This window comes from Burkholderia cepacia ATCC 25416, assembly GCF_001411495.1.
Classification (GTDB): domain Bacteria; phylum Pseudomonadota; class Gammaproteobacteria; order Burkholderiales; family Burkholderiaceae; genus Burkholderia; species Burkholderia cepacia.
In genome coordinates this window covers 1,746,261-1,761,643 of the sequence record NZ_CP012982.1, presented here as the reverse complement: position 1 = coordinate 1,761,643, position 15,383 = coordinate 1,746,261, and the positions used below count along the sequence as shown (strand labels likewise).

At 65.9% G+C, this 15,383-nt stretch carries 18 protein-coding genes; 6 read left to right on the top strand and 12 right to left on the bottom strand.

From position 1 onward, the window contains the following. Position 1 precedes the first annotated feature (1 nt). From APZ15_RS25205 to APZ15_RS25150, 12 genes are all read right to left on the bottom strand, one after another. Positions 2–439, bottom strand: coding sequence for an Lrp/AsnC family transcriptional regulator (locus APZ15_RS25205; protein ID WP_027790136.1), 438 nt, complete (start codon positions 437–439; stop codon positions 2–4). After that, complete coding sequence (locus APZ15_RS25200; protein WP_027790137.1) at positions 436–1,365, bottom strand: homocysteine S-methyltransferase family protein; 930 nt, start codon at positions 1,363–1,365, stop codon at positions 436–438. Before APZ15_RS25200 ends, APZ15_RS25205 begins: the two co-directional genes overlap by 4 nt. 104 nt (positions 1,366–1,469) lie before the next feature. Next, complete coding sequence (locus tag APZ15_RS25195) at positions 1,470–2,639, bottom strand: trans-sulfuration enzyme family protein (RefSeq protein WP_027790138.1); 1,170 nt, start codon at positions 2,637–2,639, stop codon at positions 1,470–1,472. Positions 2,640–2,683: 44 nt separating this feature from the next. Beyond that, the gene (locus APZ15_RS25190; protein WP_027790139.1) at positions 2,684–3,379 is read right to left on the bottom strand and encodes an ABC transporter permease; all 696 of its coding nucleotides are present in this window, start codon (positions 3,377–3,379) and stop codon (positions 2,684–2,686) included. A gap of 13 nt (positions 3,380–3,392) precedes the next feature. After that, positions 3,393–4,070, bottom strand: coding sequence for an ABC transporter permease (locus APZ15_RS25185; protein ID WP_027790140.1), 678 nt, complete (start codon positions 4,068–4,070; stop codon positions 3,393–3,395). Between the two features lie 71 nt (positions 4,071–4,141). Further along, the gene (locus tag APZ15_RS25180) at positions 4,142–4,921 is read right to left on the bottom strand and encodes a transporter substrate-binding domain-containing protein (protein ID WP_027790141.1); all 780 of its coding nucleotides are present in this window, start codon (positions 4,919–4,921) and stop codon (positions 4,142–4,144) included. 31 nt (positions 4,922–4,952) lie between these two features. Then, a complete protein-coding gene (locus APZ15_RS25175; RefSeq protein ID WP_034196105.1) occupies positions 4,953–5,750 on the bottom strand; it encodes an ABC transporter ATP-binding protein in 798 nt (265 codons plus the stop codon). 83 nt (positions 5,751–5,833) lie between these two features. Continuing rightward, positions 5,834–7,264: an aldehyde dehydrogenase family protein gene (locus APZ15_RS25170; RefSeq protein WP_027790143.1), complete on the bottom strand. Its 1,431-nt coding sequence runs from the start codon at positions 7,262–7,264 to the stop codon at positions 5,834–5,836. Continuing rightward, positions 7,261–8,340: a homoserine dehydrogenase gene (locus APZ15_RS25165; RefSeq protein ID WP_027790144.1), complete on the bottom strand. Its 1,080-nt coding sequence runs from the start codon at positions 8,338–8,340 to the stop codon at positions 7,261–7,263. Before APZ15_RS25165 ends, APZ15_RS25170 begins: the two co-directional genes overlap by 4 nt. A gap of 151 nt (positions 8,341–8,491) precedes the next feature. Next, entirely contained in the window at positions 8,492–8,983 is a 492-nt protein-coding gene (locus APZ15_RS25160) for an Lrp/AsnC family transcriptional regulator (protein ID WP_027790145.1), read from the bottom strand. Positions 8,984–9,014: 31 nt separating this feature from the next. After that, a complete protein-coding gene (locus tag APZ15_RS25155) occupies positions 9,015–9,695 on the bottom strand; it encodes a hypothetical protein (RefSeq protein WP_027790146.1) in 681 nt (226 codons plus the stop codon). 227 nt (positions 9,696–9,922) lie between these two features. Continuing rightward, positions 9,923–10,843 carry a LysR family transcriptional regulator gene (locus APZ15_RS25150; RefSeq protein WP_027790147.1) on the bottom strand — a complete coding sequence of 307 codons (921 nt, stop codon included), beginning with the start codon at positions 10,841–10,843 and terminating at the stop codon, positions 9,923–9,925. 132 nt (positions 10,844–10,975) lie between these two features. Between APZ15_RS25150 and APZ15_RS25145 the strand changes: the two genes are divergently transcribed. Genes APZ15_RS25145 through aroQ form a run of 6 tightly spaced genes read left to right on the top strand, consistent with a single transcriptional unit; the run spans position 10,976 to position 15,292 of the window. Next, complete coding sequence (locus tag APZ15_RS25145; RefSeq protein WP_027790148.1) at positions 10,976–11,926, top strand: ketopantoate reductase family protein; 951 nt, start codon at positions 10,976–10,978, stop codon at positions 11,924–11,926. Continuing rightward, a complete protein-coding gene (locus APZ15_RS25140; protein ID WP_027790149.1) occupies positions 11,923–12,315 on the top strand; it encodes a VOC family protein in 393 nt (130 codons plus the stop codon). Before APZ15_RS25145 ends, APZ15_RS25140 begins: the two co-directional genes overlap by 4 nt. A gap of 2 nt (positions 12,316–12,317) precedes the next feature. Continuing rightward, positions 12,318–12,776 carry a MaoC family dehydratase gene (locus APZ15_RS25135; protein WP_021157528.1) on the top strand — a complete coding sequence of 153 codons (459 nt, stop codon included), beginning with the start codon at positions 12,318–12,320 and terminating at the stop codon, positions 12,774–12,776. Continuing rightward, positions 12,776–13,996, top strand: a complete 1,221-nt coding sequence (locus APZ15_RS25130) for a CaiB/BaiF CoA transferase family protein (RefSeq protein WP_021157527.1) — start codon at positions 12,776–12,778, stop codon at positions 13,994–13,996. The genes APZ15_RS25135 and APZ15_RS25130 overlap by 1 nt, the downstream gene beginning before the upstream one ends. After that, positions 13,996–14,829 (top strand): shikimate dehydrogenase, encoded by an 834-nt coding sequence (gene aroE / locus APZ15_RS25125; RefSeq protein WP_027790150.1) that lies wholly within the window; start codon positions 13,996–13,998, stop codon positions 14,827–14,829. The genes APZ15_RS25130 and aroE overlap by 1 nt, the downstream gene beginning before the upstream one ends. Positions 14,830–14,848: 19 nt before the next feature. Beyond that, positions 14,849–15,292 (top strand): type II 3-dehydroquinate dehydratase, encoded by a 444-nt coding sequence (gene aroQ, locus APZ15_RS25120; RefSeq protein WP_027790151.1) that lies wholly within the window; start codon positions 14,849–14,851, stop codon positions 15,290–15,292. The last annotated feature ends 91 nt before the right edge of the window (positions 15,293–15,383 follow it).

The window sequence follows — 15,383 nt, the reverse complement described above, 5'->3', positions numbered from 1 at the left end:
GTCAACGCTTGTGGACAACCGAATCGAGCACGAAGCTGGTCGTCATGTTCTGCACACCGTCCATCGCACTGATCGTCGCCCAGATGTCGCTGACGCGCTCGTGTGTGGCGGCCTCTATCTGTACGAGCAAATCGACCTCGCCGCTGAGCACCGCGCAATCACGCACCTCGGCGATCCGCTCGAGTGCGGCAAGCACGTCCGCACCGCGCATCCGGTCCTTGCGGTAAACCAGCATCACGGCGCGCACCGGCACGACCTCATCGGGCAATGCGAGCCGCACCGTATAGCCTGCAATGATGTTCAGTGCTTCGAGCCGGTCGATCCGGTTCCGGACCGCTTGCCTGGACAAACCGATCCTGTCGGCCAGCACCGCGAGCGGAATCCGCGCATCGGCACACAACGCGTCGATTATCTTCTGGTCCAGGCCGTCGATCTTCATTCGCCGAGCCCGGTGTGCCGGGCACCGCGTGCATCGACCGCGTCGCGCAATGCCGCGATGTGGCCGGGGCCGATTCCGCAGCATCCGCCGACGATCCGCGCGCCCAGCGCAAGCCACTGCTCCGCCCATCTTGCATAGCCTGGCGGATCGATGTCGCCGCGCAAACCGTGGAGTTCCTCGTTCGCACGCGCATCGGCGCGCTGAGGCGGAAACGCGTTCGCATAGGCGCCGATCACGAGCGACGTTCCCGTTCGCGCAAGCCCGCGCTGCACCGTCTCGATCGCCGCACCCATCGCCTCCGGCTGGCTGCAATTGAACAGCAGCGCGGTCGCGCGCGCGGACACGGCGGCGTCGATCGCTTCGCCGAGCGTCTGCCCCGATCGCAATACCGGCGTGGCGTCTGCTTCGACGTCATCGCGCAGCGTGAACGAGACCCAGAGCGGCTTCGGATTCTCACCCAGCGCTCGCCGGACCGCGCCGATCTCGTCGGTCAGGCTCTGCGTCTCGGCCAGCCACAGGTCGACGTAGGGATCGAGCCCATCGACGAGCGTCGCCAAGATGGCATCGGCGCGCGCCGCGTCGAACAGATCGGGGCGGTAGGAACCGCCAGTCGGCGGAAGCGATCCTGCGACGCGCACGGGCCGCCCTGCGCGGTCCGCCGCTTGCCGCGCGAGTTGCCCGGCAAGGGCCGCGAGCGCGACTCCGTCGCGACGGAACCGCTCCTCGCCGATATGGAACGGCACGACCGCATAGCTGTTTGCGGTGATCACGTCAGCACCCGCCGCGACGAATGCGTCGTGCGCAAGGCCGACGTAATGCGGCGCTTCCATCAGCGCGAGTGCCGACCACTCCGGCTGCCTGAACGGCGCCCCCATCCGCGCCAGTTCGCGCCCCATGCCGCCGTCGAGTACTGTGATGTCATGCATAGTCCGTGCTCCGTCGTTGCAATCCGCGCATCTCGTGCCCGAATCGATTCAAAGGTCGGCGCGACGCACACGAGACGTCGATCGAGCGTGCGCACCGGTCCGTGTCAGATCTGCTCCAATGCTTGCGCGATATCGCTTTTCAGGTCGTCGATGTGCTCGATGCCGACCGAATAGCGGATGAAATTGAGCGGAATGTCGGCAGCGCGCATTTGCTCCGCCGACATCGTGCCCGCCCACATGGATGCCGTATGGATCGCGAGCGAATCGACGCCGCCGAGATTGCCTGCATTCAGCGGCAAGCGCAGCGCCTCGACAAAGCGCTGCGCTTCGCCGTAGCCTCCCCGCACGCCGAACGCCACCACACCGCCGAAGCCGCGCATTTGCCGGCATGCGAGTCCGTGCTGCGGATGGCTGCGCAGGCCCGGATAAAACACGCGTTCGATCTTCGCGTGCGCTTCGAGGAATTCGGCGAGCGCCTGAGCGTTCGCGTTGATCCGCTCGACGCGCATCGGCAGCGTGCGCAGCCCGCGCAGCAGCAGCCACGCGTCCATCGGGGACAGCACCGAGCCGAGCGTGATGTGCGTATGCCAGATCTGCTCTGCGAGCACGTGGCTCGTACAGATCACGCCGCCGGTCAGGTCGTGATGACCGCCCAGATACTTGGTCGCGCTGTGCACGACGATGTCGACACCGAGCCGGTGCGGCTGCTGATTGACCGGCGACGCGAACGTGTTGTCCGCGAGCGTCAGGATGCCGCGCGCCCTTGCGATTTCAGTCACCGCGGCGATGTCGGTCACGAGCAGCAGCGGATTGACCGGCGACTCGAGCACGATCAGCCGCGTATTCGGCCGGATCGCACGATCGAACGCGACCACGTCGGTCTGGTCGACGAACGTCACCTCGACACCGAACCGGCGCAGCATGTCGTCGAGCATTTTCGTGGTGCTCATGTAATGACGCGTCTGTCCGACGACGTGATCGCCGGCCTTCACGACACTGAGGATCGCGGTCGCGATCGCGCCCATTCCGGATGCGGTGACGAGCGCAGTCTCGGTGCCCTCGAGCTCCGCCATGACCGCCTTCACGCGCTCGTGAACGGGATTGCCGTAGCGGGTGTAGTTGCGCGGATGCTGCGGCACGCTCGACATCTCCGCGAATTCCTCGCTGCCGGCTGCCTTGAACACCGCCGAATAGTGGATCGCCGGCGCGACCGACTTCTCGTCGGTCACGTCGCGGTCCGCAGCCAGCGCCAGCGTTTCAAGCTTGTATCCCATGTCGTCCTCGGATCGTTGGTTGTGTCGCGTTCATTCGGCGCCTGTCAAGCACGCGCGCTGCCCAGATGGCGATTCAGCAGGCCTTCGATGCGTTTGAGCACGGTCGAAAGCACCGCCGTGATGCCGACGTACACGATGCCGGCCAGCATCAGCGCATCGGTCGTATAGGTTTCGATCGCGATGCGGCGTGCGACACCGGTCAGGTCGAGCACGGTGATCGTGCTGGCAAGCGCGGTCGACTTCAGCTGCAGCACGATCTCGTTGCCGAGCGTCGGCGCGACGATGCCGATCGCGCGCGGCACGATCACGAACCAGGTGAGCATGAAGCGGCTCAACCCGAACGCGAGCGCGGCTTCCTTCTCGCCGGCGGGGACGCCGGCGATCCCGCCCCGGATGTCTTCCGCCATGTACGCCGCGAGATTGAGCGTCAGCGCGCACAACGCACACGAGAACGATCCGCCGACCAGCAGCCACAGAGGCGACGCACGCACGATGGAGAACTGCGCGAGCCCGTAATACAGCACGAAAATCTGCACCAGCAGCGGCGTGCCGCGAAACACCGACATGAACAGGCGGCTCGGTGTCGACAGCCACCGGCACGCCGACGTGCGCGCGACCGCCAGCGGCACCGCGAGCGCGAACGCAAGCGTGCAGGACAGCACCAGCAGCTCGAGCGTGATCCATATGCCGCGCGCGACGTCCGGGCCGGACTGCACGATGAGGGAAAGAAAGTCGTTCATCACGTGGCCCCCGTCAGGTGCGTTTTGCGTAACCGCGGCCCGCGATGCGCTCGAGCCACGCGAACACGGGGTTGGATACGGCAAGAAAGCCGAAATAGACGATGCCGACCGTCATGTAGAAGACGAATGGCTGCTTGGTGAACTGCGCGGCGATGTTGGCCTTGCGCAGCATGTCCTCGAGCCCGACGATCGACACCAGCGACGTGTCCTTCAGCAAGTTCTGCCACATGTTGTTCAGGCTCGGCAGGCAGATGCGCCACGCCTGCGGCAGACGCACGTACCACAGTGTCTGCAGGCGTGTCATCCCGTACGCGCGCGCGGCCTCGATCTGTCCGGCCGGCACCGCGATGAACGCGCCGCGGAACATCTCCGACGAGTAGGCGCCGAACACCACGGCGAGCGCGATCACGCCGGCCGAGAACGGGCTGATGACGATGGCGCCATCGAATTGCGCGTTGAGCAGATGCGACAGCCCGAAGTAGCAGATCAACAGGATCAGGAACTCGGGAATGCCGCGCAGGAAATTGGTCAGCGCATAGGTCGCATGTCTGAGCCACCCCAGGCTCGACAGCTTTGCCGATGCGCCGGCGATGCCGAGCAACATGCCGACGCACAGCGCGGCGACCGCGAGCTCCAGCGTGACGAGCGCGCCAGCCGCGATCTGCGCGCCGTAGTTCACCAAGATGTCCATCGTAATATCGCTCCTTGTGAGCCCGATTCGCGCAGGCCGCCGTCCGGCGACCGCGCGGTCCCGATACGCGGTTATTGCGGCGCGATGCTGAACGGGAAATAGCGCTTGTTGGCTGCGGCGAACGTGCCATCCGCCTGCACCTGCACGATGCCCTTGTCGAACAGCGCCTTCAGCGGCGCGTCGCCCTTGCGTACCGCGATCGCCGTACCGTCGCCGAAGATCTCCGCATCGGCGATCGGCTTGCCGACGAAGTCGAAGCCTTCCTTCCTGCCGGCCTTCGTCAGCCAGTCGTACGCGACCGTGTTGTCGGCGAACACCGCATCGACGCGCCCTGCCTCGAGATCGAGCCAGGCCTCGTCGAGTGTCTGATAGACCTTCACGTTGATCCCCGACTTGCTCGCCGGCAGGCGGCGGCGCAGATAGGATTCGTGCGTCGAGGCCGTCTGAACGCCGATCGTCTTGCCACGCAGCGTGGCGGCGTTGTCCGTGATGCCCGAGCCCTGCTTCGCGACGAGCTGCACGGGCGCCGTCGTGAAAATGTGCGAGAAGTCCACCGATTGCTCACGCTCCGGCGTCTTCGACATCTGCGCGAGCACCGCATCGATCTGCTTCGCCTTGAGCGCCGGAATCAGCGCGTCGAAATCCATCGTCACCCACTGGCACTTGACCTTCATCGTGTCGCACATCTTCTTGCCGACGTCGATCTCCATGCCCTGCAGCTTGCCGGATGCATCCTTGTATTCGAACGGCGCGTAATCGGCGAGCGTGCCGATCCGCACGACCTGCTCGGCGTGCGCGACCGAGCCGAGCAATGCCGCGCCCACGCACAGCGACTGAAGCAGCTTCTTCATGGTTTCCTCTCCGGTTGACAACGAATCCGCATCAGATGATGCTGGACAGAAACTTCTGGAAACGCGGCGACTTCTGGCTCGCGAACACCTCATCGGGACTGCCGTCTTCCTCGATTCTTCCCTGATGGACGAACACGACCCGGTTCGCGACTTCGCGTGCAAACCCCATCTCGTGCGTGACGACGAGCATCGTGCGTCCCTCGTCGGCCAGCGAGCGCATCACTTTCAACACTTCACCGACGAGCTCGGGATCGAGCGCCGACGTCGGCTCGTCGAACAGCATCACGTCGGGGTCGGTCGCGAGTGCACGTGCAATCGCGACGCGCTGCTGCTGGCCGCCCGACAGCTGGTTCGGATAGTGTTCGCACTTGCCGGCGAGCCCGACCCGTTCGAGCATCGCGATCGCCTTGTCGCGGGCGTCGCGCTTCGGCACGCCGAGCACGCGCACCGGCACGAACATCACGTTCTGCAGCACGGTCATGTGCGCCCAGAGATTGAACTGCTGGAACACCATCGCGAGCTTGCGGCGCACGCGCATCACCTGCTGCGCATCGGCCGCGACGAGCGCGCCGTCGCGGCCCGCCGGCTTCAGCGCGAGCGTTTCGCCGTTCACGCAGATCCGGCCGCGGTCGGGCATTTCCAGCAGGTTGATGCATCTGAGGAACGTACTCTTGCCTGACCCGCTGCTGCCGAGGATCGACACGACCTCGTGATTCCTCGCGGTCAGCGAGATGCCCTTCAGCACCTCGACACCGCCGAACGACTTGTGAATATCCTCGACCACCAGCGCGTCCGCCGCCGGTTTGCATGCAGGAATTGCTGCTGGCATCCTCGACTCCTTCTTCGATACGTTGCTCACCACACCGCTCCGGTTCGCGCCGCGCCGGCCCGCCAGGCGCCGGCGCTTGCGCATCAGCTCGACAGCCGCCGGTTGCGCCTGAAGCAGACCACCTTCGGCTGCGTCATTTCCGTCATCGCAAACCGAACGCCTTCGCGGCCCAGCGACCCATGCTTGAATCCGCCGAACGGCATGCCGTCGAAGCGGTAGTCGGAAGAATCGTTGATCATCACGCCGCCCGCCTGCAGTTGCTCCGCCGCGTCGAGCGCCACCTCCAGCCGGCTGGTGAACACGCCTGCATGCAGGCAGCTCTCCGACGCGTTGGCCGCATCGAGCGCCTGCTGCAGGTCGGTGAATTTCTCGATCGTCACGACCGGCGCGAACACCTCGTCGGTCCATACGCGCGCGTCGTGCGGCACATCCGCGAGCACCGTCGGTTCATACAGCGCCCCGCGTCGGCGATGACCGCTCAGCACCGTCGCACCGCACGAGACCGCTTCGTCGACCCAGCGTTCGACGCGGATCGCCTGTTCCTCGCCGATCATCGGCCCCATGTCGGTCGCATCGTCCAGTGGGTCGCCGACGACCATCCTGCCGGTCAGCTCGACGAAATACCGGACGAACGGCTCGTATGCGGCCTCAGCGACGAAGATCCGCTGTGTGCCGATGCAGTTCTGTCCCGCCGCCCAGAACGCGCCCGACACGCAGGATTCGGCGGCATCCTTCAGGTCGCAGTCGGCCATGACGATCACCGGCGCATTTCCGCCCAGGTCCATCGCGATCTTCTTGAGTCCCGCATCGCGCGTGATGGCTTCGCCGGTCTGCGGGCCGCCGGTAAAGGTCACCATCCGGATCCGCCGGTCGCGTACCAGAGCCGACGCGATATCCGCGCCGCCATGCACGATCTGCAGCGCGTCGCGCGACGCCCCGGCTTCCCACAGAACCTCGACGAGGGCCTGCGCCGACAGCGGCGCGAGCAACGAGGGCTTCAGGATGACCGCATTGCCGGTCGCGAGCGCCGGCCCGAGCTTGTGTGCAACGAGGTTCAGCGGGTCGTTGAAGGGCGTGATCGCGAGAATCACGCCCAGCGGCTCCTGCGTGTAGTAGCCGCTGCGATCCTCGGAGCCGGGATACCCGTCGAACGGGATCGTCTCGCCGGCCAGTCGCTTCGCTTCCTCGCCCGACAGGCGCAGCGTGTTCACGCAGCGCGCGACTTCCTTGCGGGCCTGCCGCAGCGGCTTGCCCGCTTCGAGCGCGATCGTGCGTGCGAATGTCTCCGCTTGTGCTTCCACGCTCGCGGCCGCGCGAAACAGGATGTCGGCCCGCCGGCTGCGTGGCAGGGTTGCGGCCGCGCGCGCGCCGTCGAGCGCGCGCTCGACGAGGACCGGCGCCGCATCTGCAGGCGACAGGCGAACCTGGCCGACGATCGAGCCGTCATAGGGCGACCGAACATCGGCCACGCCGGCTCCCGTGCAGTCGGTCATCACCGCATCGCGCGCGCTCATGCCGCCACCTCGTGCGAGGTTGCGCCGATTCTGTCCGCGAGTTCGATCAGGTCGGAGAGAATCGCGAACGCCGTTTCCTCACGGCCGGCACCCGGCCCGCTGATCGTCACGCCGCCGAGTACGTCGGTGTCGAACGTGATCGCGTTCGTGACGCCGCTCGCGGCAAGCAGCGGATGGCCGGCCGGGAGCTTGCGCGGTTCGACGCTCGCGGTCACGGTGCCGTCCGGATGACGGACGGCAGAACCGATCAACCGCCACGACATGCGCTCCGCCGCCGCCGCGCGCACGTCGTGCTCGGTCAATTCCACGATGCCGCGGCACGTCACGTCGCCACGCTTGAGGCCGGCATTCCACAGCGCGTTCGCCAGAATGACGACTTTCAGCTGTACGTCCGAACCGTTGACGTCGGCCGCCGGATTCGCCTCCGCATAGCCGCGCTGCTGCGCATCCCGGATCGCCGCATCGAAGCTCGCGCCGGCCTCGACCTCACCGAGGACGTAATTCGACGTGCCGTTCAGGATGCCGGCGAAGCCGTTGATGTCGCAGCCGCGCAGCGAGGTCGCGAGCTGCCGCAGCACCGGCGTGCCGCTCATCACCGTGCCCTCGTACATCATACAGGCACCCGATTGCGCGGCGATCCGCGCCAGTGCCGGCTGCGCGAGCGCGATCGGCCCCTTGTTGGTCGTGATCACGTGCTTGCCGCATTCGAGCGCGGTACGGCAATGCGACAGCGCAGGCTCGCCGGTGTTCGGATCAGTGAAGGTCGCCTCGACGACGACATCCACGTGGTCCGATGCGATGGCCTTCAGCACCGCACCGAGGCCGACGTCCGGCGACACCAGCGTGCCCGGATCGCGGCGCAACGCTTCCGCATCGACGCCCCGCCGCGCGGTTTCGTCGAGGACGTCCAGCGCGATACCGCGAGGATTCGTCGCGATCCCGAGCCGCAGGTCGGCGACCATCGTCACCGATACGTCGAGTCCCGCCGCCCCCAGCATTGCACGCTTCTTTTTGAGCAGTTCGACCAGTCCCTGATTGACTCCGCCGAAACCGACCAGTGCCAGTTTGAGTTCCATCTCGATCATCTCCTGTTCATTGATCACGTGATACAGGTTAGTCGTGCGAATCGATTTTCAAATTAGTCGTTTCGCCCGAATCAGGTAGTCATCCGTTGCGGTTTGTCATGCGGAACGGGCGGATCGCCCGTTGCCGCGCGAAGCAATTGCGTCAGGTGGCCGGCGGTTCGTCGTCCTTGTCGACCGGCACGAACAGCCCGACCTTGACCGCGCTCAGCACGACATTCGTGTTGATCCGGCGGATCATCGGGTTGCTCTGCATGATCCGCGCGGACAGCCGGTCGTACGCCTCGACGTCGCGTGCGGTGATGATCGCGATCAGGTCGACGGAGCCGGTCACGTAGTAGATCTGCTGGATTTCGTCGTGCGCCTTCGACCACTCGCGGAACCTGGCGACCGTCTCGTAGTTTTCGCGTTCGATCTCGATTGCCGCAATGAACGTCATCGGCCTGCCGACCGCCGCGCGATCGACCACCGCGATTTCCGCTGAAATGATCTTTTCGGTGCGCATGCGTTTCAGCCGCTTCTGCACGGCCGAGGTGGACAGACCGATCCGTTCGGCAATGGCGTCCGCCGTCGCGGTGCAATCGCGCTGGACGATATTCAGGATCTTGCGGTCGAAGGAGTCGAGTGCGTCGGTCATGGCGTGGCCTGCCGGAGAACGGGTACTTGCGTCAAAGATAAAAAGGGCGGGCCGATCTGAGCCCGACCAGATGCCGGACACGGTCGAACGCGGTAACGAGCGTTTCGCGCCACTGCGCGGCTGGCCCGCGGATGCATACGGGTTCGAAATGGATCGTGTCCACACCTGCAGGAATACGGAACGGGCGCTCGATGCCATCGTCCGATTCGGTCACGAGTGCGGTGCCGTCGACTTCTGTCAGGCTCATCAGCAGATGGGCGGGCGCAGTGGCGCCAAGCAGGTTGCGCAGAGGCGACTCGTCCGCGGACAACTGCTCGAGCAGCGGCAGCTCGTACGCGCCGGGCCACCAGGTGTCGTGCTCGTCGAGCCACGGACCGACGCCCGGCATGCCGACCATCTCGAGGATCCGGTTCGCACCGAGATGCGCATAGGCTCGACACCGGCCCGCCTCGTCGGTCGAAGCGCGCGCCAGCCAGCCGCCGGCGCTCGGGACAGGGTCCGTCAACGCGACGTTCGCAGGCTTCAGTCGGCCGAGCATTTCAGCCGCGCTTGCAGCGGATCGGCGCCCTTCGCAGGATCTCTGGGCGTGATCCGTGACGATACGGCACACCCACTTGGGACCATCCTGCAAGGCGGCGGGGACGTCGCCGGACCGGACTTGAGCGGTTCGCCTGCGGGCGTGTTCAACGATGACGATTGGCGTGTCCGGCATACAACTCTCTCGTGCTTGCGGGGCCGCGTCGCAGCAATGCTGGCGCGCGTCGTGGATTGGCCGACGGTGTTGGGGCTGGAGAAATCATATCGCCTCGATGCGACTGAAAAAATCTCAACCGCGTCGAACATCGACGCAAAACGTCGAAAAGCACGGCTTTCTTGACGTTTTACATCCCACCAAACACCGGCCAGCCTGGCATCCGCCGCGAACGCCAAACCCGCAGGTCAATCCGATGCACCGAACAATCGAATCACGACACCACGCAGCCATCGATTGCCCGCCTCATGGTGATATCGCGCATGCCAATGCTGCCGTACCGCAAACCCGTCGACCGGGATCGGGCACGCATGAACCGCCAGATCGCTCGCCTGAGCCAGTGTCTGGCCGATATGACGAGGTAGCGTCGTAATCAGGTCGGTCGTCTGGACGATCGCCCCCAGGCCCAGAAAACCCGGCAGCTCCAGCACGACGTCGCGCTCGATGCGCGCCTGCCGCAGCGCCTGTTCGAGGAGTTGCGCGCCCGTTCCCGCCGTAATGGCGACATGTCCTTCGGAACGATACTGCTTCGCCCCGAGACGACCGCGAATCCTCGGGTGATGCCGGTTCGCCAGGCATACCCAGTCCTGGTCGTACAGCTTCTGCTGATAAATGCCGCCACCCAGCCACGGCACATAGCCGATCGCGAGGTCGGCTTCGCCGGATTCGAGCGCGCGCTCCGTATTGCCGTCGATCCGTGCGGCTTCCAGCCGGACGCCGGGCGCCTGCGCCCGGACATGGGCCAGCAGCCGCGGAAGCAGCGTGACGTGGCTCGCGTCGGTCATGCAGATGCGAAACCGTCGCTGGGCCGTCGCGGGATCGAACGCGATCTCCCACGCGGTGAAGCGCCGCAGGGATTCGAGAATTTCCCGGCATGGCCCGATCAGCGCGTCGGCTTGCGGTGTCGGTGCCATGCCGCCGGGCGTCCGGATGAAAAGCGGATCGTGCAGGTGTTCCCGCAAGTGCCCGAGCCAGATGCTGACCGTCGGCTGGCTCTGGCCCAGTTGCTCGGCTACGCGCGTGACGCTGCGCACGTCGTACAGGAGATCGAAAAGCTGAAGCAGCTTCAGGTCGGGCAGGTCGGCGGGCATCGCGGCGTTATTGTCCATGGCAATGACGCCATTGTATCCATTGCATTGGCGGCATGAGCGGCGACGCCTATCGTGATGCCATACGTCAGCTTTGCATGGGACCAGAGTAAGGCGCCAAAGCGCCAACTCTGGTCGACAAAGGAGAATCCATTGAAAATAGCAATTCTGGGCGCCGGCGCACTGGGCTGCGCGATCGGCGCCACCCTCACCCAAGGCGGCCATGAGACCTGGCTGATCGACCGCTCGCCCGCACACGTCGATGCGATGAGCCGCGACGGCCTGCGCGTCGACGACGCCGGCGGCACCCGCCACGTACGCGTCCACGCGACGACCCGGGCTGCCGATGTCGGCGTGGCCGACCTGGTGGTGGTGCTGGTCAAGTCGTTCCACACCGATGCGGCCATCCGCGGCGCCCAATCGCTGGTCGGGCCGGATACCGCCGTGCTGTCGCTGCAAAACGGCCTCGGACACGAGGACATCCTGATCGACGTCGTCGGCCGCGAGCGCGTCCTCGCGGGCAAGACCTACGTCGGCGGCGTGCTGCGCGGCGCGGGTCATATCGAATCCGGCGTGATCGGCAAATACACCTACATCGGCGAACTCGACGGCCGCATCACACCGCGTGTCGAGGCGATCGCCGCGGCGTTCAATGCCGCCGGCCTCGCCACGACGATCAGCGACAACATCGTCGGCACGATGTGGGACAAGCTGCTGGTGAACGTCGCGACGGGCGCGCTGACGGGCCTGACCGGCCTCACCTACGGGCAGCTTTACGACGAGCCGCTGCTGAAGGCGACGTCGCTCGCGGCCGTGGCCGAGGCGATCGCGGCGGCGCAGGCTGCGGGCGTGAAGCTGTCGATGACCGATCCCGAACAGGCATGGACGCTGGCCGCCGAGGGGCTGCCCGCGACCTTCAAGACGTCGATGCTGCAAAGCCTGGAGAAGGGCTCGATCACCGAGATCGACTTCATCAACGGTTCGGTCGTGCGCTGGGGCCAGCGCTACGGCGTGCCGACCCCGGTGAATGCAACGCTCGTCGCCTGCATCAAGGGGCTGGAACGCGCGATGGCCGACCGCCAACGGCAGGAGGCGGCCGCATGAATGCCACGAAAGCCTATCTCGAACACGTTGCGATCTGGGTGAAGGACATCCGCTGGCATATCCGTTTCTTCGAGGACGTGCTCGGCATGACCCTGCGCGAAGTGGACGGCACGCTCGACGCGCCGCGGCAGTACTGGACGCTCGGCGGCCTGCAGTTCATCCACGCGCCGGAATACGAAGGCCCGGAAGGCCGGCTCGCCCATCTCGGCGTGATGTGCGAAGACCTGGAGGCCGCGCTGGCCGCGGCCCAACGATTCGGCGTGACAGAGATGCCGCAGGGGCGCAACTGGCTTCGCCTGCCCGACGGGCTCGCCGTCGAACTGATCCAGGCCCGGCCGGCTTCCTGCGTCGCACAGGCGCTGGCAATCAACCCGCGCGCGGAGGCGTGACCATGACGATCGTCGAAAAATACTGGGACGACGCCCGCGAGGGTGACACGTGCACGAGCCCGAACTACATCGTGACCAAGGAGCGCATTCTCGCGTACGCCGACCTCACCGGCGACCATACGCCCGTCCACGTGGACGAGGAATACGCGAACGCGAGCCATTTCGGGTGCCTCGTCGCGCACGGGCTGTTCGGCCTGTCCATTGCCGACGGCCTGAAGACGCAGAGCGACTATCGCTTTCTGCCGGGCATGTCGCTCGGCTGGACCTGGGATTTCCTGCTGCCGATCAAGGTCGGCGACGTGCTGCACGTGAAGTTCCGCGTCGGCTCGATGCGGGCCAGCAAGAGCCGCCCGGACTGGGGCATCGTCGTGCTGCCGTCGGAGCTGATCAATCAGGACGGTCAGGTCGTTCAACGCGGCGAGCATCGCCTGATGGTGCCGCGCCGCCCGGAGGCACTGTAATGCAGGCTCGCCCACTCGAAGGCATTCGCGTCGTCGACTACAGCCACTTTCTTGCCGGGCCGTATGTCGGGCGCTGTCTCGCGGCGCTCGGCGCCGAGGTCATCAAGGTCGAACGGCCCGGGTCGGGTGACGCCGGAAGGCAGCACGCAACCGTGCTCGACGACCAGCAAAGCGGCTACTTCCTGCAGCTCAACATGGGCAAGCGCGGCGTGAGCGTCAACATGAAGGACGCGCGCGGCAAGGCGTTCATGCAGCGGTTGTGCGACTCCGCCGACGTGTTCATCGAGAACTATCGGCCGGGCGCGCTGGACAAGCTCGGGCTCGGTTATGCCGAACTGTCCGCGCGCAATCCGGGCCTCGTCTACTGCTCGATTTCGGCGTACGGGCATACCGGCCCCGACGCGCATCGCGCGGGCTTCGGGCTGATCGCGGAAGCCAAGAGCGGGATCATGCAAATGGTCGGCACGCCGGGCGAGCGGCCGCCGCTGCTGCGCATCTCGCTCGGCGACATGTACACCGGCATCCATGCGGTCGCGGCCATCAATGCCGCGCTGCTGGGGCGCGTGAAGAGCGGCCGCGGGCAACACGTCGACATGGCGCTGTACGACACGCTGGTATCGATGCACGAATATGCGGTGCAGTGCTACACGCTGCAGGGCGTGCTGCCCGAGCAGACCGGGCACGACATGCCGACCTCGACGCTCTACGGCGTGTTTCGCGCCGCGGACGGCGATCTCGTGATCGCCGCGCAAGTCGACGACGCGTGGAAGCGCTTCGCCGAGCTGATCGCGACGCACGGCGGCCCGGCGGGCTTCGGCGCCGACACGCGGTTTCACGACAGCACCGGGCGCAACGCGCACCGCGCGGAGATTCTGTCGGTGGTCGAGCCGTGGGTGGCCGCGCGTTCCGTCGCGTCGGTACTGGATCTGCTGGACGGCATCGACGTTCCGTGCGCGAAGGTGCAGCGCATCGACGAGGTATTGAACGATCCGCAGATCCAGGCCAGAGGCATGGTCGTCGAGCAACAGCATCCGCGCTACGGGACGCTGCGCCTGCCCAACCTGCCGTTCCGGTTTTCCGATTGCGACACGACGATTCGCGACGTCGCGCCCGATCTCGGGCAGCACAACGCGGAGATCGCGCGTTCCCTCGGGTTCGATTCGGCCGAAATCGACGCGATGCAGGCCGACGGCGTCCTCTACTCAAAAGCGAGCCAATGATGACCGACCAATACGCGGTGATCGGCAATCCGATCGGACACACGAAATCCCCGTTGATTCACGGCCTCTTCGCGCAGGAGACGCGGCAGGACCTCAGCTATACGGCGATCGAGGGGCCGATCGAACCGGCAGGCGCCTTCGCTGACGCGGTTCGCGCGTTTTTCGAGGGCGGCGGCAAGGGCATCAACGTCACCGCGCCGTTCAAGCTCGACGCGTTCGCGATGTCGGACGAACGCAGCGAGCGTGCGCAGCTCGCGGGCGCGGCCAACGCGCTCAAGTTCGACGGCGGCCGCATCCTGGCGGACAACTTCGACGGCATCGGGCTGGTGCGCGATATCGAAACGAACCTCAATCTGCCGATGGCCGGCAAGCGTGTCCTGGTGCTCGGTGCCGGCGGCGCGGCACGCGGCGCGCTGCTGCCGTTCCTCGAAGCCGGCCCGGCGGAACTCGTCATCGCGAATCGCGACGTCGACAAGGCGCGCGCACTGGCCGCGCAGGTTGCCGGACGCGGCCCGCTCGTTGCCAGCGGTTACGCGGACCTCGCGCGCATGGGGCGTTTCGACCTGGTCGTCAATGCCACGTCGGCGAGCCTGACCGGCGACCTGCCGCCGGTCCCGCCGAGCGTGTTCAGTCCGGCCGGCACGGCCTACGAACTGGCATACGGCAAGCGTCTGACGCCGTTTCTCCGGCTCGCGAAAAACGCAGGCGTACACGGAATCGCGGATGGCGTCGGCATGCTGGTCGAGCAGGCGGCCGAAGCGTTCGCGTGGTGGCGCGGCGTACGCCCCCAAACCAGCGCGGTGATCGATCGCCTGGCCGTGCCCTTTGATTGAACACGCAACGGAGATTCGCATGAAGAAGATCCTGATGCTGCACGGCATCAATCACAACATGTTCGGCAAGCGCGATCCGGCGCAGTACGGGACGATCACGCTCGCGCAGATCGATGCGCGGCTGCAAGGGCTGGCGACGGAACTGGGTGTGCAGGTGGAATCGTTCCAGACGAACCACGAAGGCGCGATGTGCGAGCGCATTCATCGCGCTTTCGAGGAACGCCAGGACGCGGTGCTGATCAACGCGGGCGCATGGACGCATTACAGCTACGGCATTCGCGATGCCCTTGCGATCCTCACGTGCCCGATCGTCGAACTGCACATGTCCAACATTCATGCACGCGAGCCGTTCCGGCATCACTCCGTCCTGGCCGAGATCGTCAGCGGGCAGATTTGCGGTTTCGGTGTCCAAAGTTATCTGCTGGCGCTGAGGGCCGCGGTTTCGGCGCTCGGCGACGAATAAGCCGATTCCCGCATCGGCTGCCGGTGCGGGACCGACGCGCATGCGCAGCCGTCGCCAGGGCGCGGCGTTGCGCACCGCGCGTGCTCGCCGC